The organism is Brevibacillus sp. FSL L8-0520, from assembly GCF_037963895.1.
GTDB lineage: Bacteria > Bacillota > Bacilli > Brevibacillales > Brevibacillaceae > Brevibacillus > Brevibacillus borstelensis.
The window spans coordinates 2,326,682-2,346,554 of sequence record NZ_CP150171.1 but is presented as its reverse complement, the minus strand read 5'-3'; the positions used below and the strand labels follow the sequence as shown (position 1 = coordinate 2,346,554).

Annotated in this window: 19 protein-coding genes; 2 read left to right on the top strand and 17 right to left on the bottom strand. The window is 53.3% G+C overall.

Features of this window, described 5'->3' with window-relative positions; all coding sequences use genetic code 11:
* Positions 1–270 precede the first annotated feature (270 nt).
* The 7 genes from NSQ24_RS11690 to NSQ24_RS11660 all read right to left on the bottom strand — a co-directional run bounded on the left by NSQ24_RS11690 (position 271) and on the right by NSQ24_RS11660 (position 11,191).
* Positions 271–2,445: a copper amine oxidase N-terminal domain-containing protein gene (locus NSQ24_RS11690; RefSeq protein WP_339167850.1), complete on the bottom strand. Its 2,175-nt coding sequence runs from the start codon at positions 2,443–2,445 to the stop codon at positions 271–273.
* A 243-nt stretch (positions 2,446–2,688) separates the two neighbouring features.
* On the bottom strand, positions 2,689–4,086 hold the full coding sequence (locus tag NSQ24_RS11685) for a dihydrolipoamide acetyltransferase family protein (RefSeq protein ID WP_122958418.1): 1,398 nt from the start codon (positions 4,084–4,086) through the stop codon (positions 2,689–2,691).
* Between the two features lie 21 nt (positions 4,087–4,107).
* Complete coding sequence (locus tag NSQ24_RS11680) at positions 4,108–5,091, bottom strand: alpha-ketoacid dehydrogenase subunit beta (RefSeq protein ID WP_003387220.1); 984 nt, start codon at positions 5,089–5,091, stop codon at positions 4,108–4,110.
* A 12-nt stretch (positions 5,092–5,103) separates the two neighbouring features.
* The gene (locus NSQ24_RS11675) at positions 5,104–6,096 is read right to left on the bottom strand and encodes a thiamine pyrophosphate-dependent dehydrogenase E1 component subunit alpha (RefSeq protein WP_003387221.1); all 993 of its coding nucleotides are present in this window, start codon (positions 6,094–6,096) and stop codon (positions 5,104–5,106) included.
* Positions 6,097–6,123: 27 nt separating this feature from the next.
* Positions 6,124–7,545 (bottom strand): dihydrolipoyl dehydrogenase, encoded by a 1,422-nt coding sequence (gene lpdA, locus NSQ24_RS11670; protein ID WP_339167847.1) that lies wholly within the window; start codon positions 7,543–7,545, stop codon positions 6,124–6,126.
* Positions 7,546–7,742: 197 nt separating this feature from the next.
* Complete coding sequence (locus NSQ24_RS11665) at positions 7,743–8,834, bottom strand: Glu/Leu/Phe/Val dehydrogenase dimerization domain-containing protein (RefSeq protein WP_227277463.1); 1,092 nt, start codon at positions 8,832–8,834, stop codon at positions 7,743–7,745.
* 284 nt (positions 8,835–9,118) lie between these two features.
* Positions 9,119–11,191 (bottom strand): sigma-54-dependent Fis family transcriptional regulator, encoded by a 2,073-nt coding sequence (locus NSQ24_RS11660; protein WP_003387225.1) that lies wholly within the window; start codon positions 11,189–11,191, stop codon positions 9,119–9,121.
* Positions 11,192–11,330: 139 nt separating this feature from the next.
* Here NSQ24_RS11660 and NSQ24_RS11655 point away from each other — a divergent pair, with 139 nt between their 5' ends.
* Complete coding sequence (locus tag NSQ24_RS11655) at positions 11,331–11,588, top strand: DUF2627 domain-containing protein (RefSeq protein ID WP_024984916.1); 258 nt, start codon at positions 11,331–11,333, stop codon at positions 11,586–11,588.
* A gap of 55 nt (positions 11,589–11,643) precedes the next feature.
* Here NSQ24_RS11655 and NSQ24_RS11650 read toward each other — a convergent pair whose 3' ends face one another.
* From NSQ24_RS11650 to NSQ24_RS11615, 8 genes are all read right to left on the bottom strand, one after another.
* Entirely contained in the window at positions 11,644–12,519 is an 876-nt protein-coding gene (locus NSQ24_RS11650; protein ID WP_081787854.1) for a hypothetical protein, read from the bottom strand.
* Positions 12,504–13,193, bottom strand: a complete 690-nt coding sequence (locus tag NSQ24_RS11645) for a glycosyltransferase family 2 protein (protein WP_003387228.1) — start codon at positions 13,191–13,193, stop codon at positions 12,504–12,506. Before NSQ24_RS11645 ends, NSQ24_RS11650 begins: the two co-directional genes overlap by 16 nt.
* Positions 13,180–13,737 (bottom strand): copper transporter, encoded by a 558-nt coding sequence (locus NSQ24_RS11640; protein WP_003387229.1) that lies wholly within the window; start codon positions 13,735–13,737, stop codon positions 13,180–13,182. The genes NSQ24_RS11645 and NSQ24_RS11640 overlap by 14 nt, the downstream gene beginning before the upstream one ends.
* A 2-nt stretch (positions 13,738–13,739) precedes the next feature.
* Entirely contained in the window at positions 13,740–14,909 is a 1,170-nt protein-coding gene (gene steA, locus NSQ24_RS11635) for a putative cytokinetic ring protein SteA (protein WP_003387230.1), read from the bottom strand.
* A gap of 122 nt (positions 14,910–15,031) precedes the next feature.
* The gene (locus NSQ24_RS11630) at positions 15,032–15,208 is read right to left on the bottom strand and encodes a DUF2759 family protein (protein WP_081607723.1); all 177 of its coding nucleotides are present in this window, start codon (positions 15,206–15,208) and stop codon (positions 15,032–15,034) included.
* A gap of 129 nt (positions 15,209–15,337) precedes the next feature.
* Complete coding sequence (locus NSQ24_RS11625) at positions 15,338–16,114, bottom strand: methyltransferase domain-containing protein (RefSeq protein ID WP_339167842.1); 777 nt, start codon at positions 16,112–16,114, stop codon at positions 15,338–15,340.
* Entirely contained in the window at positions 16,111–16,482 is a 372-nt protein-coding gene (locus NSQ24_RS11620) for a VOC family protein (RefSeq protein WP_039070841.1), read from the bottom strand. Before NSQ24_RS11620 ends, NSQ24_RS11625 begins: the two co-directional genes overlap by 4 nt.
* Positions 16,483–16,505: 23 nt before the next feature.
* Complete coding sequence (locus NSQ24_RS11615) at positions 16,506–17,291, bottom strand: class I SAM-dependent methyltransferase (protein WP_024984910.1); 786 nt, start codon at positions 17,289–17,291, stop codon at positions 16,506–16,508.
* 113 nt (positions 17,292–17,404) lie between these two features.
* Here NSQ24_RS11615 and NSQ24_RS11610 point away from each other — a divergent pair, with 113 nt between their 5' ends.
* The gene (locus NSQ24_RS11610) at positions 17,405–18,271 is read left to right on the top strand and encodes a LysR family transcriptional regulator (protein WP_031931810.1); all 867 of its coding nucleotides are present in this window, start codon (positions 17,405–17,407) and stop codon (positions 18,269–18,271) included.
* On the opposite strand, the gene NSQ24_RS11605 is transcribed toward NSQ24_RS11610, so the two are convergent.
* The gene (locus NSQ24_RS11605) at positions 18,268–19,149 is read right to left on the bottom strand and encodes a metallophosphoesterase (protein ID WP_243014072.1); all 882 of its coding nucleotides are present in this window, start codon (positions 19,147–19,149) and stop codon (positions 18,268–18,270) included. The two genes, NSQ24_RS11610 and NSQ24_RS11605, sit on opposite strands and share 4 nt — an antisense overlap.
* Positions 19,124–19,702 carry a carbonic anhydrase gene (locus tag NSQ24_RS11600; protein WP_003387239.1) on the bottom strand — a complete coding sequence of 193 codons (579 nt, stop codon included), beginning with the start codon at positions 19,700–19,702 and terminating at the stop codon, positions 19,124–19,126. Before NSQ24_RS11600 ends, NSQ24_RS11605 begins: the two co-directional genes overlap by 26 nt.
* Positions 19,703–19,873 lie beyond the last annotated feature (171 nt).

Below are 19,873 nucleotides of genomic sequence, written 5' to 3'. Positions count from 1 at the left end.
GAACTTCTCCTCCTTCCAATAATTCTAGCACAGCGAGTTACACAATAACGCGACAATTTCCACTTTTCGTGCAGTAAATTTTTCAATCGCGCTATTCAGGAGGTTCGATATGCCGAAACATTCAACACTGGTAAAAATCATGGTCTTTATTATGATTGCCGCTCTCGTGGTTCCAACGTTCTTTTACTTCCGATGATCAGAGGCCCTCTGGGCAGCCAGACGGTTCATCATAAGAAAAACCCCTCCCGACCGGGAAGGGTTTTTTGCTGTTTATTGATAGACGAATACGCTGGATGTTTTGGCATCCCAGCCTACTTTGTAGCCCAGATTGTCGGTTACAAAGCGGATCGGAACCATCGGCATTCCGTTTTTCAACGCAACTGGCGCTGGCAGGGTAAATTCCTGACTTCCTACGTATGCCTTGTTGGAGTCAACTGTAAAACGGACCACTGTTCTGCCTTTAATGATCGCTACCGTCTGGTTGTTCCATTGGGTAGTCAACGCCATGGCTTCCTTGAAGAACTGAGCTGGCACCATTGTTGTATTTCCGTTCGCCAGATAAGGAGCTTCCTGCAACGGATATACTTTTCCATGCAACGTAAACGATTTGTTGTTTACTTTAAACAGTGCAGCGTTCGCCGGGACTGCTGTCTGCGGCTGCTGCGGCTGCTGTGGCTGCTGTGGCTGCTGCGGAGCCGGTTGAGCTGGCTGCGCCGGTTGAGGCACGCCCACTCCAACTGCACGTCCAAACAGCAAGCCTTTTTCCTCAGAGCTGAAGACATTGATCGTGTACGTGTTTTTCGCCGCAGGGTTCACGATGTTGGCTGCTGCCCCGATCACGATGTTGGCTCCAGTTCCTGCAGCGATGTCTTGAGCCGGGTAAACCAGCACGTTTTGTCCGCGAACGGCAACAAAGCTGGCGGCAACGCCGTTTACAGAAACGCTTGCCGGTGCGATGTATGCTGGCACCTTGTACCCAACCGGGAATACGACTTCAATGAAATCGCGCTGTTTCACCAGCGGAGCGCCAAATGCTTTCACGGCGATGTTGACGCCAGTTTGCTTCCCTACCGCTGTGTTGGTCAAGGTGATTGTTGCCGTGCTGTTGTTTGCCGGTGCAGGAGTGCCAGGTGTCGTTGGCGTTGGAGTTGGCGTTGGTGTCGGCGTTACCGCCCCTGCACCATTGATCCGGAACGTTTTGGACGTTGCCGTTTTGCCGTCAACCGTCATCTTGAGCGTATAATCGCCCGCAGACTTTGGATTGGTAATCCACGCGTTGAAATCGATATCTACTTTGACCGTTTTGCTGGAAGAGAAGTTGTACGGCGTGGTCAAAGAGATCTTGTTGCCGGAAGAACCGACTTTTCTGACCGTCTTTCCGTTGATTCTAAAATCATCCGGATTCAGATAGCCCGGAATCATGTCAGAGGATGGGAACTCGATGATGACTTCGCTGTCCGCCTTCAATTCCGTTTTTCCGAAATCGGCTTCAAAAGTGTAGCTGGTGCGTGCTCCAGCCGAACTGTCGGAGAGCGATACAGTGAAGTCGCTCGCGGTGGAAGAGCTGGAAGATGAACCGGATTTTTTGATGTCAAATTTTTCGGATTGATAAGTAACGCCGTCCCATTTTACGTCAATGGTGTATTTATCCCCGGCAGACGGGTTCTTGATGCCGGCGCTCTTGTAAAACTTGAGCGTCAGTTCTTTTTTGCCGTCCACCTTCGACGGAACCTTGATTTCTACTTTTTTGCCGGAGACGCTGACGGAATCAGGCTCGTATTCATTGATGTCCACGTCGTCCTTGGAAATCTTGCTCGGGAGCATGTCCGAGCTTGGGAACGTAACCGTGATCCAGTCGCCTTTTACCAGCTTGTCATCCAGCTTGATCGGACCGATTTCGTACTGGGTTTCTTTCTTTTCTGTGGTGTCGTCGATATCGACGGAGTAGTCATCCGAGCTTCCTTTTTTGCTGCCGCTGTTGCTGCTGCTTCCGCTCGTGATCTTCACATCTTCAGTCTCTTTAGACTCGTTTGAAGTTCTGATTTCAATCGAGTATGTACCCTTGTCGTCAGGGTTGGTAATGCCGTCCGTAATGTCGAAAGAGATCTCATCGTCTGCTTCAAGTTTTTCTCCGACCTTGATCGTGATTTCTCTGCCGCTGACGCTGACCTCCTTCACCTTAAAATCAGCGTCGATGTCGTCTTCATCGATATCGCTGTCGATGTCAAATTGCTTTGGAAATTTAACATAAATCTTATCGCCGGATTTCAAATCTTCTTCCAGGGTAAATTCAAAGGTATATGTGGTGCTTTCGCCTGCCTCGTCATCGTCTGGATCAATCGAGATATCGGTGATTGCACTAGCGGACTGCGGAGCGATGACAAACGGCGTCGTTGCCAAGGCTGTAGCCAGCATAATTGGAAGTGCTTTTTTGCTCTTCTCCATGTTCTTCCTCCCATACTTCTCTTGAAATCGATCAAACTTTTCTTGTCGAAACGCTATCAGTTTACCATATTTACGAAATAGAGGGAATCTATTCGCATAAAAATGATAGGCATGACAGCATTCATATGGTATGACGAAGCAACATGGAAAAAGGTTACAAAGCAGTTACACGAAAAAATAAAAAGCCAGCAGCAAGAGAGAAGTCCATCCCTCCTGCTGCTGGCACAGCGTTGTTTTTGTCGATCAGTACAGCTTTGTATCCGGCCCGATCGCCTCCAGCTTTTGCTTGACGCTTTGCAGGAAACGGCCGCACACCAGTCCGTCGAGAACCCGGTGATCCAGCGAGAGGCACAGGTTCACCATCGAGCGGACGGCAATCATGTCATCGATCACGACAGGCCGCTTCACGATCGACTCGACGCTGAGGATCGCCGCCTGCGGCGAATTGATGATCGGCATCGACAGGACCGAGCCAAACGAGCCCGTATTGTTTACCGTAAACGTCCCTCCGGACATGTCATCTACGGACAATTTGCCTGCCCTCGTCTTCGCCGCCAAATCTTCGATCGACTTGGCGATGCCGAGAATCGACTTCTGATCCGCGTCCTTGATGACCGGAACGAACAGAGCATCCTCTGTCGCCACGGCGATCGAGATGTTGATGTTTTTCTTGACGATGATTTTATCCCCAGCCCAGGTGGAATTGATCATCGGGTACTCCTTCAGCGCTTCGACTACCGCCTTGATAAAGAACGGCAGGAAGGTGAGGTTTACTCCTTCTTTGCGTTTAAATTCGTCTTTTACCTGATTGCGGAAAGCGACGAGCTTGGTCACGTCTACTTCTACCATCGTCCACGCATGGGGTGCCTCGTGTTTGCTCTGCACCATGCGGTTTGCGATCGTCTTGCGAATGGGCGTGACCGGGATGATCTGATCGCCTGCGGCTGCGGGAACTTCCCTTGCTGCTGCCTGGACGGGCTGCGGGCTTTGCCCCACTGCCGCGGAAGCCGGCACCCCTACTGGCGTATTCACAACCGGCGCTGCCTCTGGGGCTGCCGCAGCCGGCTGTCCGCCGTTGTCAATGATCGCTTGAATATCCTTGCGCGTCACGCGCCCTTCCATCCCCGTTCCCTGCACGCGGGACAGATCAATTCCATGCTCCTGGGCAAGCCTCATCACGGCTGGGGAAAAGCGTTGTTTTCCGCGCTGGGCCTGTTGACCGTTCGTGTCCGGACCTACTCCGGAAACAGCCTGCCCTGCTGCAGCTGGAGCAGCATTGGCCGCCAGATTGGCCGAAACAGCCGCCCTGCCTTCTGCCGCTTGAGCAGGAACCGTTTTTGCCTGCTGGCTGGTGTCAGCACTGTTGACAGCGGGGGTATTTTCCGGCTGATCGGCCCCTCCCCCCTCTTCTTCGATGTACAAGATCAAGGTACCGATCGCAACCGTGTCACCTTCGGGCACAACGATCTCCGTCACGCGGCCGGCAACCGTGGAAGGCACTTCCGCATTTACCTTGTCCGTGGAGACTTCAGCAAGCGGATCGTATTTTTTGACCTGATCTCCCACTTTCACCAGCCACTTGGTAATGGTGCCCTCTGTCACACTTTCTCCCAGTTGGGGCATTAGCACTTTTGTCGCCATGTTCGATGGTCCTCCTTGGTTTTAAAAGTGGGCCAGGTCCCGCATTGCTTCCAGCACTTTGTCCGGATTCAACATAAAGTATTTTTCCATTGGCGGACTGTATGGCATGGCCGGCACATCAGGACCGCACAGACGTTTGATCGGAGCATCGAGGTCAAACAGGCAATGCTCCGCAATGATCGCAGCCACTTCACCGCCTACGCCGCCCTCTTTGTTGTCCTCGTGAACAATCAATACTTTTCCGGTCTTGGAAGCGGCTTCGACGATAGCTTCCTTGTCGAGCGGGTACAGTGTCCGCAAGTCGAGTACATGCGCGCTGATGCCTTCCTGAGCCAGCTTTTCAGCGGCCTGCAAGCAAAAATGCAGCGTCAGGCCGTAGGAGATGACTGTAATGTCCGTTCCTTCCCGTTTGACATCCGCCTTGCCGATCGGCAGCACGTAATCTTCTTCCGGCACTTCTCCTTTTATCAAGCGATAGCAGCGCTTGTGCTCGAAAAAGAGGACGGGATCGTTATCGCGGATGGCCGCCTTCAGCAGGCCTTTTGCATCGTACGGCGTAGAAGGCGCCACTACCTTTAGCCCGGGTACATTCGTAAACATCGCTTCCACCGATTGGGAATGGTACAGTGCACCGTGCACCCCGCCTCCAAATGGAGCGCGGATGGTAATCGGGCAGGTCCAGTCGCCATTGGAGCGGTAGCGCATTTTCGCCGCTTCGCTGACGATCTGGTTGACAGCAGGCATGATAAAATCAGCAAACTGAATTTCGGCGATCGGACGCATCCCGTATGCGGCAGCGCCAATTCCAACACCGACAATTGCCGACTCGGCGAGCGGCGTGTCAATCACGCGTTCTTCGCCGAATTCCTCGATCAGTCCCACTGTGGCCCGAAAGACGCCACCCCGAACGCCGACGTCTTCCCCCAGGACAAACACACCCGGATCGCGGCGCATTTCCTCACGCATCGCCATAGTGATCGCATCAATAAATGAGATGACTGCCATTTGGATTCCCCCTTATTCCCCGTATACGTGGGTAAGCGTAGATTCAGGTGTCGGATAAGGCGCCTGTTCGGCATAATCTGTAGCCTCGTCGACTTCCTTCTGAACACGGGACAGCAGCTCCTGTTCCTTGGCATCATCGAGAAGTCCTACCTCTTTCAGATAGTTGCCAAATACGAGGATCGGGTCCTTTTTCTTCGCTTCTTCCACTTCTTCCCGCGTGCGATAGGTGCGATCATCGTCATCGCTGGAATGAGGGACCAGACGGTACATGACTGCTTCGATCAGAGTCGGGCCCTGGCCGGAACGAGCTCGCTCCACCGCTTCCTTCGTGACGCGGTAGACCTCGATCGGATCATTGCCGTCGACGCTGACACCAGGGAAGCCGTAGCCGATCGCACGGTCAGCCACACTTTCGCAGCCCAACTGCTTTTTCAGCGGAACGGAAATGGCGTATTTGTTATTCTCACAGAAAAAGATGACGGGAAGCTTGTGCACACCCGCAAAGTTTGCTCCTTCGTGAAAATCCCCCTGGTTGCTGGAGCCTTCTCCGAACGAGGTGTAGACAACGTGGTCTTTCTTTTGCATTTTGCCGGCCAGTGCGATTCCGACTGCATGAGGTACCTGCGTGGTCACAGGGCTCGAGCCTGTCAGGATATTCCATTTTTTGCCACCGAAGTGACCTGGCATCTGCCGGCCGCCGCTGTTCGGGTCCTCGGCTTTGGCAAATGCGGAAAGCATGCAATCTCTTGCTGATTGACCAAATACCAGGACTAATCCGAGATCACGGTAGTAAGGACACAGGTAGTCCTTCCCTTTTTCCAGCGCAAACGCAGCGCCAACCTGTGCAGCCTCCTGCCCCTGGCAGGAAATGACGAATGGCACTTTTCCCGCCCGGTTCAACAGCCACTGACGCTCATCGATTTTGCGAGCCAGCAGCATGTAATAATACATTTCCAGCACTTGCGCGTCAGTCAAGCCTACTTCTTCATGCCGTTTGCTTGTCATGTTCGGATACCCTCCTTATCATTTTCGCTAGCTGTGAATTGCCTTTCCGTCTACTGCCAAAGCAGCCTCCATGATGGCTTCCGACAAAGTCGGATGGGGATGTATGGTATGTCCGATTTCCCATGGCGTCGCGTCCAGCACGCGTGCCAGCCCGGCCTCGGAAATCATGTCGGTGACATGCGGACCGATCATGTGCACGCCGAGCAAATCGTTTGTCTTCGCATCGGCTATGATTTTGACAAAGCCGTCGTTTTCACCGTGCACCAGCGCTTTTCCGAGCGGCTTGAAACTGAATTTGCCCACTTTTACGTCAAAGCCCTGACTGCGGGCCTCCGCCTCGGTCAAGCCGACATTCGCAACTTCGGGCCTGCCGTACGTGCATTTCGGCACCTTGGTGTAATCAAGCGGCTCGACAGCTAGACCTGCCATGTGCTCGACGGCGAGAATCCCTTCGTGCGATGCCACATGAGCGAGCTGCAGACCGCCGATCACATCGCCGATCGCGTAAATATGGGACTCGGCGGTCTGGAAGTATTCGTTCACGCTGATAAAGCCGTTTTCCACCTTGATTTCTGTCGCTTCCAGGCCGATATTTTCCACGTTGGCCTGTCTGCCAACGGACACGAGCAGTTTTTCGGCAGAAAAGCTCTGCACGCCGCCTGCGGTTTCAGCTTGAATGGCTACCTTTCCCTCTGATGTTTCCAGTGATTCCGGCAGCACCCTGGCTCCTGTCACGATGTTTATTTTCCGTTTCTTCAGCAGACGTGCCATTTCCTTGCTGATTTCCTCATCTTCGGTCGGCAAAATCCTGTCTGCGTACTCGACGACTGTGACCTCAACGCCGAAATCATTCAGCATCGAGGCCCATTCGATCCCGATGACACCACCGCCGACAATGGCCACCGAAGAGGGCAGCTGCTCCCATTGCAGCGCTTCGTCGCTGGTCACAACTTGCTTTCCGTCGATCATCAGTCCTGGAAGCGTACGGGGTCTCGAACCGGTAGCGAGAAGCAAAAAGCGCGGCACCAGCATTTCCTGTTCGCCAGACGGCGTTTCGATCCGGACTGCGCCTGCCTGCGGCGAAAAGATAGAGGGACCCATGACGCGGCCAAATCCTTCGATTACCGTAATGTTGCCTTTTTTCATCAAATACTGGATGCCTTTGTGCAATTGCTCGACGATTCCCTCTTTGCGAGCTTGAACGCGCGCAAAATCAAGGCCGATCTTTTCAGCCGTGACTCCGTATTTGTCTCCCTCTTTCAGCGTAGCAAATACTTCCGCACTTCTAAGCAGCGCCTTGGAGGGAATGCAGCCGCGATGAAGGCAGGTGCCACCCATTTTGCCCTTTTCCACGACAGCTACCTTCATTCCCAGCTGTGAGGCACGGATTGCTGCTACGTAGCCCCCCGTTCCTCCTCCCAACACGACGAGATCATATTCCTGCGACATGTTTTTCTTCCCCCTCTGATGGCAAACTGCATTGCTTGTGAACGCGCCATGACCGTCAGTGGCTTGCTGGACGATCAGTAAATGGCTGCTCATATGACTAGATCATAATAACAGGTACAAGTAGGTTATGTATACCGGAACCGCCTGCTTTGCGAGCAGGTGCGGCCCCGGAAATAAGTACTTTTTATACGATCAGCTTACCGGTGGTAAACCGATTTTCCATTTTGCAAAAAGGTGCTGCGCGATTTGGCCAGGCTGGCGATGCGTTCTTCGGCCATGCGGTCTGCCGCTTTGTAGGAAGGCACCCCGTCGCGTTCAGCGATTTCAAATACTTTCAGGATGTTGTCGTAAATCGTCTCTACCTTTTTCAGTGCGCGCTCGCGGTTGTAGCCTTGCAGCTCGTCGGCTACATTGATCACGCCGCCGGCATTGATGATGTAATCGGGTGCGTAGATGATGCCCATCTCATGAATCATATCGCCATGTCTTTCTTCTTTCAACTGATTGTTGGCCGCTCCTGCAATTACTTTCGCCTTCAAAAGCGGGATCGTGTCGTCGTTGACGATGGCTCCCAGGGCGCATGGAGAGAAAATATCGCAGTCCACGCCGAAAATTTCGTCCACGCCTACTGCTTTGGCGCCAAAATCGTTGACAGCGCGGTTTACGTTTTCTTCATTGATGTCGGTAACAATCAGGTGTGCGCCTTCTTCGTGCAGATGGCGGCAGAGGCTGTAGGCTACGTTCCCCACGCCCTGAACCGCTACTACGCGGCCAGACAGGTCGTCGCTGCCATACGCGAGCTTGGCAGCGGCTTTCATCCCGCGGTACACGCCGTAGGCAGTCACAGGAGAAGGGTTGCCGCTGGAGCCAAAGGCTGGAGATACGCCTGTTACATAATCAGTCTCAAGGTGGATCATATCCATATCGGCAACAGTCGTACCTACGTCTTCGGCTGTAATGTAGCGGCCATTCAAGCCTTGAATGTAACGGCCAAAGGCACGGAACAGCTCTTCGCTCTTGTCTTTGCGCGGATCGCCGATGATGACCGCTTTTCCGCCGCCGATGTTCAGGCCGGCTCCGGCATTTTTATAGGTCATGCCGCGAGCCAAGCGGAGCACGTCGATAATCGCTTCCTCTTCCGTTTTGTACGGCCACATTCGGGTGCCGCCCAGTGCAGGCCCCAATGTTGTATCGTGAATGCAGATGATTGCTTTCAGTCCGGAATTCTCATCCTGGCAAAAAACAAGCTGTTCGTAGTCGTACTTTTGCATGTAGTCAAAGATGTTCATGAAGAAACCTCCCTAGTTTGTTCATTTGCGTCGATCGTGCTGCTTGTCTGAGGTCTCCTATTGGAGAATTTCCCAGCAATGTACCACGTTGCAATTATCGTGCCAAAAAATCCCCAGTTTGAAAGCGCTTCATTTTTCTACAGTTGTTTTTTGGGCCTGCCCTCTATTCTGCACATTTTTGCAGGATCAAGCAATGTTTTGCATGCAAAAAATTGCAGTTATGTCTCTGTTCAGCCCGATTGCTCACAATTTGATCACGGATATTCGCCTGCACTTATTGTTCATCACGGCTGTTCATCAGATATGCCGCACTTGTCCAGCTTGTAGTAAAGACTGCGGATCGAAATCCCGAGCCTCTTCGCCGCCAGCGTCCGGTTTCCCTTTGCTGCGGCAAGCTCTCGCAAAATATGTGCCCGCTCCGCTTCATCCATCGCTTCCTTCAATGTCTTGCCGGAAGCCTGTTCCATCTGCAAATGCGGTGTCAAAGCGGCGGACTGTACGCTCCTTCTCTCCAAGGGGGGCAAGTGCTCTGGCAGAATGACCCGCTCGCCGAACTTCATGTGGATCATGGCCCGCCCCAGCACATTTTCCAGCTCCCTGACGTTGCCCGGCCACTGGTAGGCAAGCAGCATTTGCAAAGTGCCTGCCGCGATGTCCTCCACATTTCTTCCGTATTCCTGGTTGTATTTTCGCACCAGATGCTTGGCCAGCGGCTGGATGTCCTCCAATCGCTGACGGAGCGGCGGTATGTAAATGGGGACGACATGAAGCCGGTAGTACAAATCCTCGCGAAAACGGCCGGACGAAATCGCAGATTCCAAATTGACATGTGTAGCCGCGATGACCCTCACATCGATTTCAACCGCCTTCGTACCACCAACCCTGACTACTTCCCGCTCCTGGAGAACGCGCAGCAGCTTTACCTGCATGCTCATCGACAGCTCGCCGATCTCATCAAGGAAAATGGTCCCGCCGCTGGCCTCCTCGAACAATCCGCGCTTGCCGCCTCGTTTGGCTCCGGTAAATGCGCCCTCTTCGTATCCGAACAGCTCGCTTTCCAAAAGATTCTCGGAAATGGCTGCGCAGTTGACGCGAATAAACTGTTTATACTTGCGGCTGCTCGCATTGTGGATGGCGTGGGCAAACAGCTCCTTGCCCGTGCCGGATTCGCCGCGCAGCAGCACTGTGGCAGGTGTCAATGCCGCTTTTTGCGCTTGCTCGAGCGCCGCCTGCATCGGCTCGCTGTACCCGATGATGTCTTCAAAGCTGTACTTCGCTTCCAGCGTCCTGATGATCCGGTGGGCCGTCTCCAGTTCTTCGGTCAAACGCTTAATCTCCGAGACGTCATGGATGACCCCGACGCTTCCCTTTAATTCTCCGTCTACCATGACTGGAGCGACGTTTACCACCACGTCTCTGCTCTTCGGTCCCAGCTTCATATGTACGCCGCGCACAGGCTTCTTTGTTTTCAGCACCTGCATGTGCATGCTGTCGCCTTCGGAAATGTCGACAGTGGCTGGCTTGCCGATCACGTCCTGATGAGTCAAACCGGTAATCCGCGTGTACGCCGGGTTGATCAAAAGGCCGTTTCCTTTTGCATCCACAACGGAAATGGCCTCATCCGAAGAATTGATGATCGCCTGAAGCATGCTTTTCAATTCCTTCAGATCGGTTACTTCCTCGGCCAGCGCCATGATATCGGTAATATCCCGGAAGATCGCGACTGCTCCCGCCACCTCGCCCCGTTCGTTTCGAACAGGTACCCGGTTGGTGATGATCCGCGTCTGATTCGGCAGGATCTGCTCCTGGTTCAACTCTGGCTGTCCCGTCTCTAATACAATATGTAATCGGGTATTGGGTATGCGCTCGGAAACTGCCGTTCCCAATACAGCGTGGGCTTCAATGCCCATCAGGCGTTCTGCCGCTCTGTTGAAAAGAGTGACGATCCCTTCCCTGTTGACCGCGATGATCGCGTCATGGGTAGAGTTCAGCATGATTTCCCGCTCGCGCTGGTTTTGCGTCAAGGCTGCAATCAATTCGTCCCGTTCACTTATCAATTTCATGATGATAGCTGTAAATGTTCCGGGGATTAACACCGTTTTTTCCTGTTTGAGACGCAAAATTTCTTCGAATGCCGCAGAGTCTCCGGTCGCCTCCAGTATCACGTCGATGTCGCTCGACAAATACGGACGAAAGTCAGTTCCCACTTCAATTCCCAAAGAGCGGGCGAGGACAAGTCCTGGCGCATCCGCCCGCTCATCCACGACGGCCACGATTTTCATCCGCTCCATATTGCTAAGCATTTTCAAGAGCGCTGTTCCTCCCTGGCCGGCTCCAACGATGAGCAGCTTGTGCATGCAAACAATCCCTCTTTCCAGTGAATCAAACTGTTTCCATTGTAACTCAACCCGGCTGGAATGCACAGGAGATGTTGGACAAGGAGCTACCCATCCGATATGATGGAAAGGTAGCATGATGGAAAGGGGAGAAACACCCTTGATCGGTCAGAAACTGGTAGCTCTGTTGATCATGGTCGTCCCGGCACTGATCGCCATGTTTGGGATAAAGCTCATCCGCGATGCATTTTTCTACTCGGTATCATCGGAGACCGGATTTCTCTGGGGACAGTTCGTCTTGGGCGTGTTGTTGTTTGTCGTTCCGGTCCTGTTCATCGCCGGCTTTGTCCTGCATCACGACCGCAAGCGCAACCGCGTCCAACCCCGGTTTATGAAGCGTGAGCCGGAAGAAGATTAGGATATGATCGAGCAACAGACCAAACGTCAGAAACCGGGTATGCTTCCCGGTTTTTTTATTTTGTCTCCGCAGATCTTCCCCACTCATCCAATCGATTGAGCCAGCGCGTGTTTTCGATCACCCGGGAAAACGAAACGAACTCGGCCAAAAGGTGCAGCCCTGCGAAAAATAGCAAAAGCGCCAGCTGTCCACCGAACGGAACGCTTGTCACGAGCGCAAAGCCCGCAACAAACCCGAGATAATTGGCTCCCGTGTCCCCTTGCATCAAGCAAGCCTGTGCATCGTACGGAAACAAGAGGACACTTGCGGTCAAGACCGGCAATATCCAGATCCAGCAAGCTGCAGCAGCCGCGGACATCGGCATGCACAAGGCAGCTGCGGCGATCAAAAGCCAAAACACCTTAATCGCCCGGGCTGGCCTGACGTCAAACAGGTTTAACAGGTTGGGGGAAAGCGCCAAAAGACCGGTTCCGACGATAATCCCCGGTATGCCGGTAAAAAGGAACAGGCTGACGGCCAAAGCGGTCCCGCCTCCCCCGAATGCCTTCCACATGCCGCTCGTCATTCGCCGTTCCCGCCAGAGAACCCCCAGATGCCCGCGAAAGCCTTTCGGCGCTTTATCTGCCGAACAGTCGTCAAGCCAGCCGCATAATGCCACGGCGAGAGATCCGAAGAAAAGCAGCAGCCCGGATTCAAGCATTTGGTAGCTCCAGCCCGAAGCCGCTCCCCAGGCCAACAGGGCAAATTGGATTAATCCCGCATACCCAGCCAGTATCACTCCTCCAGCCGTAACCACTTGTTCGCCTCTGTAGTTGGTTCTGGTGATAGCGGCATTATGCAGCTTTTCCCATGCGGCGCGAAAATAGAACCGGTGCAACAAAAAAGGCCCTGCCACTCCCAGGACCCAGGCGCTTGTCAGGTTCGTGTCCAACGCACTCCCTCCCACCATTTTCTCCCCAATGCCTTTCCGATTTCGACGAATTCCTTTCCCCGATGCCGATAGCCTGTCCAATCATTTTCCGTCTGCCGGTGCGTAAAAGGTACAGGAACTTCGGTCAAGCGGTACCCGCAGCGGAGCGCTTCGATGGTCAGTCCCACTTCGATTCCAAAGCCTCCTTCCAATTGGCCAATGCGTTCCAGCACCTGTCGTTTCACTGCCCGTTGACCGGATAGCGGCGCCTCCGAAGAAAATCCGGTGAGTGCCCGTATCCCCCCTCGGGCCAATCCCTTTGCCAGGCCCAAGCCGACCTTCCGCCGCAGCGCCGGCAGCACGGCGATAGCCATGTCGCATTCATCGTTTATGACCGGGGCAAGCAGCAGGTTGGCTTCCCCCGCGCTCTCTTTCAAATCTCCGTCCAAAAACAAAAGCACCTCGCCGCTGGACTGTCTCCAGCCGGTTTGCAGAGCCGCCCCTTTTCCCAGATTGACCGGATGCCGGATGACGCGGTCTGCCCACTCCTCGGCCAGTAACGCAGTCTGATCCGCGCTCCCGTCATCGACAACGATCACCTCGTCGCAAACAAGGCGCTGCCGTATCGCCGCCAGAGTCGGGACAATCCACTCTGCCTCATTGTAAGCCGGGACGATGACACTAACTCTTTTCACGTTCCACTCTCATCTCCGCCATCAGTTTTTGCACCCGATCCAACAGCCCCCATTGCTGGGAGAAGGTCTCTGGCACCTTGTCCACAAATAACCAGCGGCATTCGCCCGGAAGCTGTTCCAACCAGTCTGGCTTCGTTTTCCCCAGCGCGAGAATCGGTCCATCCAACGGAACACTGCCTTGACCGTACGGAACGATCTCAACGCCGACCTGCTCAAACAACCGCAGTAGTCTGCCGATTTGGAGCTCCGGGGACTGCCAGACATATACCTTGTTGCCCTGCATGGCGTCAGCGTAACGGACTGCCATCAGATGGGCAGCCTCTTCATTGTTTCGCTCCATCTCGATCAAAAGCCGATTTAACTGCTGCTTCAGTTCATTGTTGCTTTTGAGAGCCTGGCTATACCTCGTCTCCATTTTGCTGAGCACAGCCTGCTCCTCGACGGAAAACCACGAGTGGCCTGTCATTCCTCCGAGCAAAATGCCAATCCCGAGACTAAAGAATACGGCCACAAGCGAAATCAGGTGATGACGAAAAGGAATCATGCCTACCCTCCTAAAAATGCCCAGCTCCTCCACTGCATCCACCACAACTGCATGACATGCCGGGTGATGGGATGAAGCGAGAGAACCGCCATGACCGGCACGAGTGTGGCCGCTACCAGCCACCCGGTCCAATTCCATGACCAGCGCGGCTGATACAATTGGCTGACGCCTTTGGCATCGATCAGCCTGGAACCGATTTTGGTCCTTACCAGCAGCGTGCTCGCCATGCCCTTTCTCCCTTTTTCGAGAAAATCGATCATCGTGGAATGTGTACCGATCGTAACAATCAATTTGGCTTTTTCCTCAAAGGCGAGCAGCATGGCAATGTCTTCGCTCGTCCCCGGCGCGGGCAGCAAATGGCAGCTGATCCCCAGCCTCTCCACTCTTGCCTTCCCGGGAGCCTGCCCGTCTTGAAAAGCGTGCACGACTATCTCTGCACCTGACAGCAATGCTTGATCTGTGACACTATCCATATCCCCTACGATCATATCGGGGATGTAGCCGTTTTCCAGCAAAGCATCCGCTCCCCCGTCCACCGCAATCAAAACAGGATTGTAATCGCGAATGTAAGAGGAAAGCATCCGCAAATCTTCCCGATAATGCCGGCCTCTGACGACCACGACGACATGGCGGTCAGAAAGCCTCGTACGCAGCGGGAGTTTTTTCAGCGGGCGCAAAAACCACTCTTTTTCTGCACTCGCGTATCTCAACGTATTGTCGATAAAAGCGGACAGGACGTCATCCAATCGCTCATTTGCTTCTTGCCATCGCTGGCCGATCTCCTTTGTGGTCAGCCGTCTCAGCTCAGCTTGACGAAACCAGCCCTTGTCAGAGCAAACCCACAGTTGTTCTTTCCATACAGCCCCGGGTCTGCCATCCGCTTGATCCAATATGCTTTTGTCTGCGCTGGCTGTTTCATAGAGAGGGATGCCAGCCTCCAACAGGCGTCTGGCGCCTTCAGCCGGGTATGTCCCTGTCAAAAACGGTGAGAGGTTTATGACGGCTCGCACATTCGCTCTCACAAGTGCCAGAGCGGCAATCTCATCCATATCCGGGTGATCGACGACAGCAATGTCTGAAGGATTGATCCGGTTGCAAAGGTTCTTCGTTTTCCGGTCTGCCGCAATCTTCCCGACGTATGAAAACCTGTGAGGCCATCGCTGCTTGCCCACCTGTCCCACCTCCATCCTTATTATGCGAAAAATGGAGGATGGCCATGCAGGTTTTTCCAGAAAATGAAAAAGAGACTGTGCGAGTATGCGCACAGTCTCTTGAACATATGTATCCTCCGGCTTTACGCGCCTTTCGTTGCAAAGTAAATGATCAAGCCATCTGCAAAGAGGAATACGGCGAGGGCAATGATTCCAAAGCCAACCGCGAATTTATTTTTCGCCCGGATCGAACGGAAAACACCCATCGCGATGAAGAACGTGAACACGAACATGAGAAAATCAAACAGAGTTACTTTCATGAACTACACAACTCCTTTGGCAAAAAGTAAAACGTACGGGAAGAGAATAGCACCTTCATTATATAGAATACCCCAGACGTATACAAGTCGAATCAGGAATTGTGACAGACGATTTCACAATTATGCCATTTATCCCTTTACTCCCCTCCAAATGGTCCAGCGATCCTGTTCGACGATCGGCAGCAGACCGCCCATCTTCTCTTTGACGAAGGAGATGAGCTTTTCCAGTTCGTCATCATTCAGCTCGTGGAGGATCGAGCGTCCAGTCCTTTTTCGAAGATCGCTTTCCAGCTCCGTCCAAGTGCTGTATCTCTTCCGAATCTCCCACATCTGGCTTGTATGTACAGAGAAGAAGCCCGCATTTTTCAAAGCTGCTTGCACCTCGGTCAAAGACGGGCGGCGCTTTTCCTCCTTCTGCAGCAGACGGGGAAACGCTTCAAAGAAATATCCTCGCAAATGCTCTGTCGACCCGGGGACGGATACATCATCCATCGTCCGATCCTGAATGATGCACATCCCCCCCGGCGCCAAAATCCGGTTCACCTCCGCCACAAAGCTGTCTACACTGTCCAGGTGGTGGATCAAGGCACGGGCGAAGACAATATCTGCACAGCCGGCGGCAAGACCAGTCTGACAAGCATCCCCCCAATGAAAGGAGACTTGAGGCAAATGAGCGGTGTTCTCCCGTGCGGCTTCCAGCATGACTTGAGAAAAGTCGACTCCCATGACGCGCTCTGCTCCCAGCTCAGCCCAGCCTGCCGTATAAATGCCGCCGCCACAACCGATATCGATCACGTTCTTGCCGACAGGGTTGACGATTTCCGCCATCGCTTTCAGCCAGCCTTTGTCGGCTGAACGGCCGGTATACGAGCTTCGATTTTCGGATGCATGGAAATCAATGCTCATTCTGTCGTCACCTCCATAAACTCCAGCCTGTTGCCGAAGGGATCATCTGCAAAAAAGCGAATGACACCCGGAATTTCTTCTCCCTGCTTTATCGTCACCCCCGCCTCGAGCAAACGATGGCGCAATCCCTCGATATTTTTTACAAGGAAGGCCGGATGCGCTTTTTTCGCTGGGGTGAACCCCTCCTCTGCCCCGATGTGAATGGTCTGCGGCCCGCATTGAAACCAGACCCCTCCCCGTTTGCGCAGTGCTTCCGGCTTGGGCACCTCTTTCATTCCCAATATCCCGCTGAAAAAGCTTCGCGCCTCTTCCTCACATCCGACCGGCGCTGCCAATTGTACATGATCCAATCCCAACCATGTGTGCATCTCGCATCTCTCCTCGTTTTTCCTTAGACTTCCTTTTTGCAGACTGCCATCCATTCATCGATCTCATGCCCGGCTACGCGCCCATCGATTAACGTCACACCCATATAGTCGTGAATGTCCTTGGAAGCATGTATGAGCAACTGTTCAACGGCTTTTTCCTGCTCCCGCGATTCAGACGTCCGTGCTACCCACTCGGGGAAGGAAAACCGTTTTTTTCGCTGCCGCTCCCTTTGGACCGACAGACCTGCTTGTTCCACCAGGCTGATCCATTCCGTGCGGGAGAGACAGCGGACGTGACTCGGGTCTCGCATCGCCTCAAAACGGTTGATGAAGCTGCTTATTTCCTCTGAATCGGGAACGATATTATCTATGAAGACAAACACGCCGCCGGGTCGAAGTACACGTGCTGCCTCCTGGACAAAAGCTCCCGGGTTGGGAAAGTGATGGGCGGCAATTCGGCACAAGACAGCGTCAAAGGAGTCCGCGAGAAAAGGCAGGCGTTCGGCGTCAGCCACCGTATAGCCGATGTTTCTCAACCCCGCTGCTTGATGAGCCGCCCTCGCTGCTTCCAGCATCGGTCCGGTCAGATCGGTAGCAACTACCCATTTGCAGTGAGGAGCCAATGTCTTGGCTACATGTCCTCCCCCAGTCGCGACATCCAGCACCACCCATTCCGGTTGAGGCTGCGTCCATTCGATGATGAGCGGAAGATCCTCCCCTTTTGCGTGCGTCTCGCTCGTCACATAGGCATTGGCGTTTTTGCCGAACTGCTCTTGGACTTGTCGCTTGATTTTCGCTTCTTTCTCCACGAAGACCACCTCCTGCATCCATAATATTCCCTTTTTTCAGCCATTTGTTATAGAATATCGATAGCAGGTTATCGAGAAATCAGATAACCAATCATTCTGCGGGAGGAAGCCGTATGGATCTGGACAGTCTGGAGATTTTTTTGGCAATTGCCCGGCACGGCTCGCTGAATCGAGCAGCCCACGCACTCTTTTTGGCGCAGTCTACGGTAACGCACAGGCTGAAGCAATTGGAGAGACAGGTAGGAACTCCCTTGTTCACCCGTACAAGCACCGGGGTAAGCCTGACAGCTGAAGGACGACGCCTGTTGCCTGTTGCCGCGACCGTAGTGGAACAGCTTCGCGCCTTTTCGACTCATCGCGAAGAACGTCAGTCCCTCACCGTAGTTGCCGGAAAAGCGTTTGCCTCCTACGAACTGCCCCGCCTGCTCGGGCAGTATCGCAAGGAGCATCCGCATTTTACCTGCTACGTCCGCTCTACCCTCTACGAGGAATCCATCTCTTCCCTGTTGACTGGTACGGCAGACATCGCCTTCCTCGGCCACGAAGTCTACCATCCCCACATACACCAGGAATTTTTGCCGAGCGATCGCGTCATGCTGGTCACCTCACCCGAACATCCATGGGCGGACACATTTCCCGGATTTGGGCGCTGGGGTTCGGAGCCCGTCATCGCATTTGGCAGTCAAAGCGCTCCTTTTCGCCAGCGCGTCGATCGGTTCCTCGCTCAGCATGGCGTCTTTCCCAATGTGATTATGGAGCTGGACAGCTTTAGCGCCGTCATCAAAATGGTGCAGCAGCAGTTGGGCGTGACGATGCTTCCCGAGCGGACGGTTCAGGATGAGGTGCGTGCAGGCAGACTTGCTGCACTCGATATCTCTCACGGCGAATTTACCCGCCCCACGCTAATTGCTTATCTGCATGCAAAAAAAGAGGACGAGGCATTCATGCCATTCGTCCAATGGATCAAGCAAGTCTATTAAACAAGAGTGAGTACAGTAATTTCCGGCCGGCAGAAAAGTCTTACCGGCAATATCGTCGTACCGATTCCCCGATTGATATACACCGGCAGCTTGCCATCTCCCGCGTGTTGCAGTCCCTGCACAAATTTTTGTCCCATGGGGGGCGTAATGACATGTCCCAGGAGCGGCAGCCTCACCTGCCCGCCATGGCTGTGGCCGGAAAGCTGCAGGGCAAAAGGGTGCTTGGCTGCTTCTTCCGCGAAATCAGGCTCGTGGACGAGCAAAATCACCGTATCTCCCTCAGCTATTCCGTCCAGAGCCTTCCGCGGATCGGGAACGCCGTGCAGCACGTTGTCCATCCCCGCTACAAAAAGTGCGTCGCCTTCTTTTTGTAGCTTGATGTGCTCATTGATCAGAACCGAAAATCCTGAATCCAGAAGAGCTTGACGGACGATTCCCTGTTCTCCGTATCGCCAATCGTGATTTCCGAGAACAGCAAATTTGCCGAGAGGCGCGTGCAGCCGAGCCAGGATCGGGATCGCGGTAGACAGCAATCTAGTGCTTTTGTCTACCAAATCTCCGGTAAAACAGATCAGATCCGGCTGTTGTTCATTAATCCGGTCAACAACCTTTTCAAGTTCTTCAACGCCCAGGTAGTGTCCCAAATGCAAATCGCTGAAATGAACGATACGCACGCCCTTCCATTGCTCCGGAAGATCCGGAATGGCAACCGGTTGACTGACTACCTCGAGCCTGTGTCTCTCTACACCATAGGCGTAACCTGTCGTCGCTATTCCCAGCCCAATTGCCCCAAAAAACCAGCGTGCCGCTTTTTGCATAAAGGTTCTGCGTGTAACATGCGAAGCGTTGGAATTACTTAACCGGGGTTGCCAGTTCATATCCATCTACTACCCGATCCAGTCTGCCTGTAACCGGATCGATCAAGAGGCCGTGAACCGGAACCTCTTTTGGCAGCAGCGGATGGTTTTTAATCACTTCCACACTTTGTTTCACACTATCCTCCACGTGGTCAAAGCCGCGCAGCCAGGAGTGCAGGCGGAAGCCAGAATGTTTGATGATATTGAAGGTTTCCTCTGTGATCCCTCTTGCTTTCATTTTCGCCATCATATTGTCGGCATTGATCACGCTCATCCCGCAATCGTAGTGACCTACCACGACCACTTCTTCAGCGTTCAGCTCGTAGATCGCAACCAAAATACTCCGCATGATACTGCCGAACGGATGAGAAACGACAGCTCCCGCACTTTTTACGTGCTTGAAATCGCCGTTTCGCAAATTCATTGCCTTTGGAAGCAATTCTTCCAGCCGGGTATCCATGCAGGACAGCACGACTAATCGCTTGTCAGGGAATTTCGTTGTCTGATATTTCTCGTATTCCTTGTTCTCGATAAATGCCCGGTTATGCGCCAGAATTTCGTCAATGATGTTCACTGGTCGGCACCTGCCTTTCCCGTTTTTCTCATTTTTATTTTACATGGTTCTTCCCGGTGTGCAACCGTATTGCATATTCATCCCGATTGCTCGAAGGATATTCCCTTTTCATTCTTCATTCGTTCAGCCGTTTTTTTGCACGATCGCCATCTGCTGTAAGAAAATCACTTT

Excerpts from the sequence above, each read along its gene's own strand:
- NSQ24_RS11685 (WP_122958418.1), bottom strand. The coding sequence starts at position 4,086 with ATGGCGACAAAAGTGCTAATGCCCCAACTGGGAGAAAGTGTGACAGAG.
- NSQ24_RS11660 (WP_003387225.1), bottom strand. The coding sequence starts at position 11,191 with ATGCACAAGCTGCTCATCGTTGGAGCCGGCCAGGGAGGAACAGCGCTC.
- NSQ24_RS11610 (WP_031931810.1), top strand. The coding sequence starts at position 17,405 with ATGGATCTGGACAGTCTGGAGATTTTTTTGGCAATTGCCCGGCACGGC.
- NSQ24_RS11620 (WP_039070841.1), bottom strand. The coding sequence starts at position 16,482 with ATGCACACATGGTTGGGATTGGATCATGTACAATTGGCAGCGCCGGTC.
- NSQ24_RS11640 (WP_003387229.1), bottom strand. The coding sequence starts at position 13,737 with ATGATTCCTTTTCGTCATCACCTGATTTCGCTTGTGGCCGTATTCTTT.
- NSQ24_RS11690 (WP_339167850.1), bottom strand. The coding sequence starts at position 2,445 with ATGGAGAAGAGCAAAAAAGCACTTCCAATTATGCTGGCTACAGCCTTG.
- NSQ24_RS11680 (WP_003387220.1), bottom strand. The coding sequence starts at position 5,091 with ATGGCAGTCATCTCATTTATTGATGCGATCACTATGGCGATGCGTGAG.
- NSQ24_RS11675 (WP_003387221.1), bottom strand. The coding sequence starts at position 6,096 with ATGACAAGCAAACGGCATGAAGAAGTAGGCTTGACTGACGCGCAAGTG.
- NSQ24_RS11630 (WP_081607723.1), bottom strand. The coding sequence starts at position 15,208 with ATGAAAGTAACTCTGTTTGATTTTCTCATGTTCGTGTTCACGTTCTTC.
- NSQ24_RS11665 (WP_227277463.1), bottom strand. The coding sequence starts at position 8,834 with ATGAACATCTTTGACTACATGCAAAAGTACGACTACGAACAGCTTGTT.
- lpdA (WP_339167847.1), bottom strand. The coding sequence starts at position 7,545 with ATGTCGCAGGAATATGATCTCGTCGTGTTGGGAGGAGGAACGGGGGGC.
- NSQ24_RS11605 (WP_243014072.1), bottom strand. The coding sequence starts at position 19,149 with ATGAACTGGCAACCCCGGTTAAGTAATTCCAACGCTTCGCATGTTACA.
- NSQ24_RS11625 (WP_339167842.1), bottom strand. The coding sequence starts at position 16,114 with ATGAGCATTGATTTCCATGCATCCGAAAATCGAAGCTCGTATACCGGC.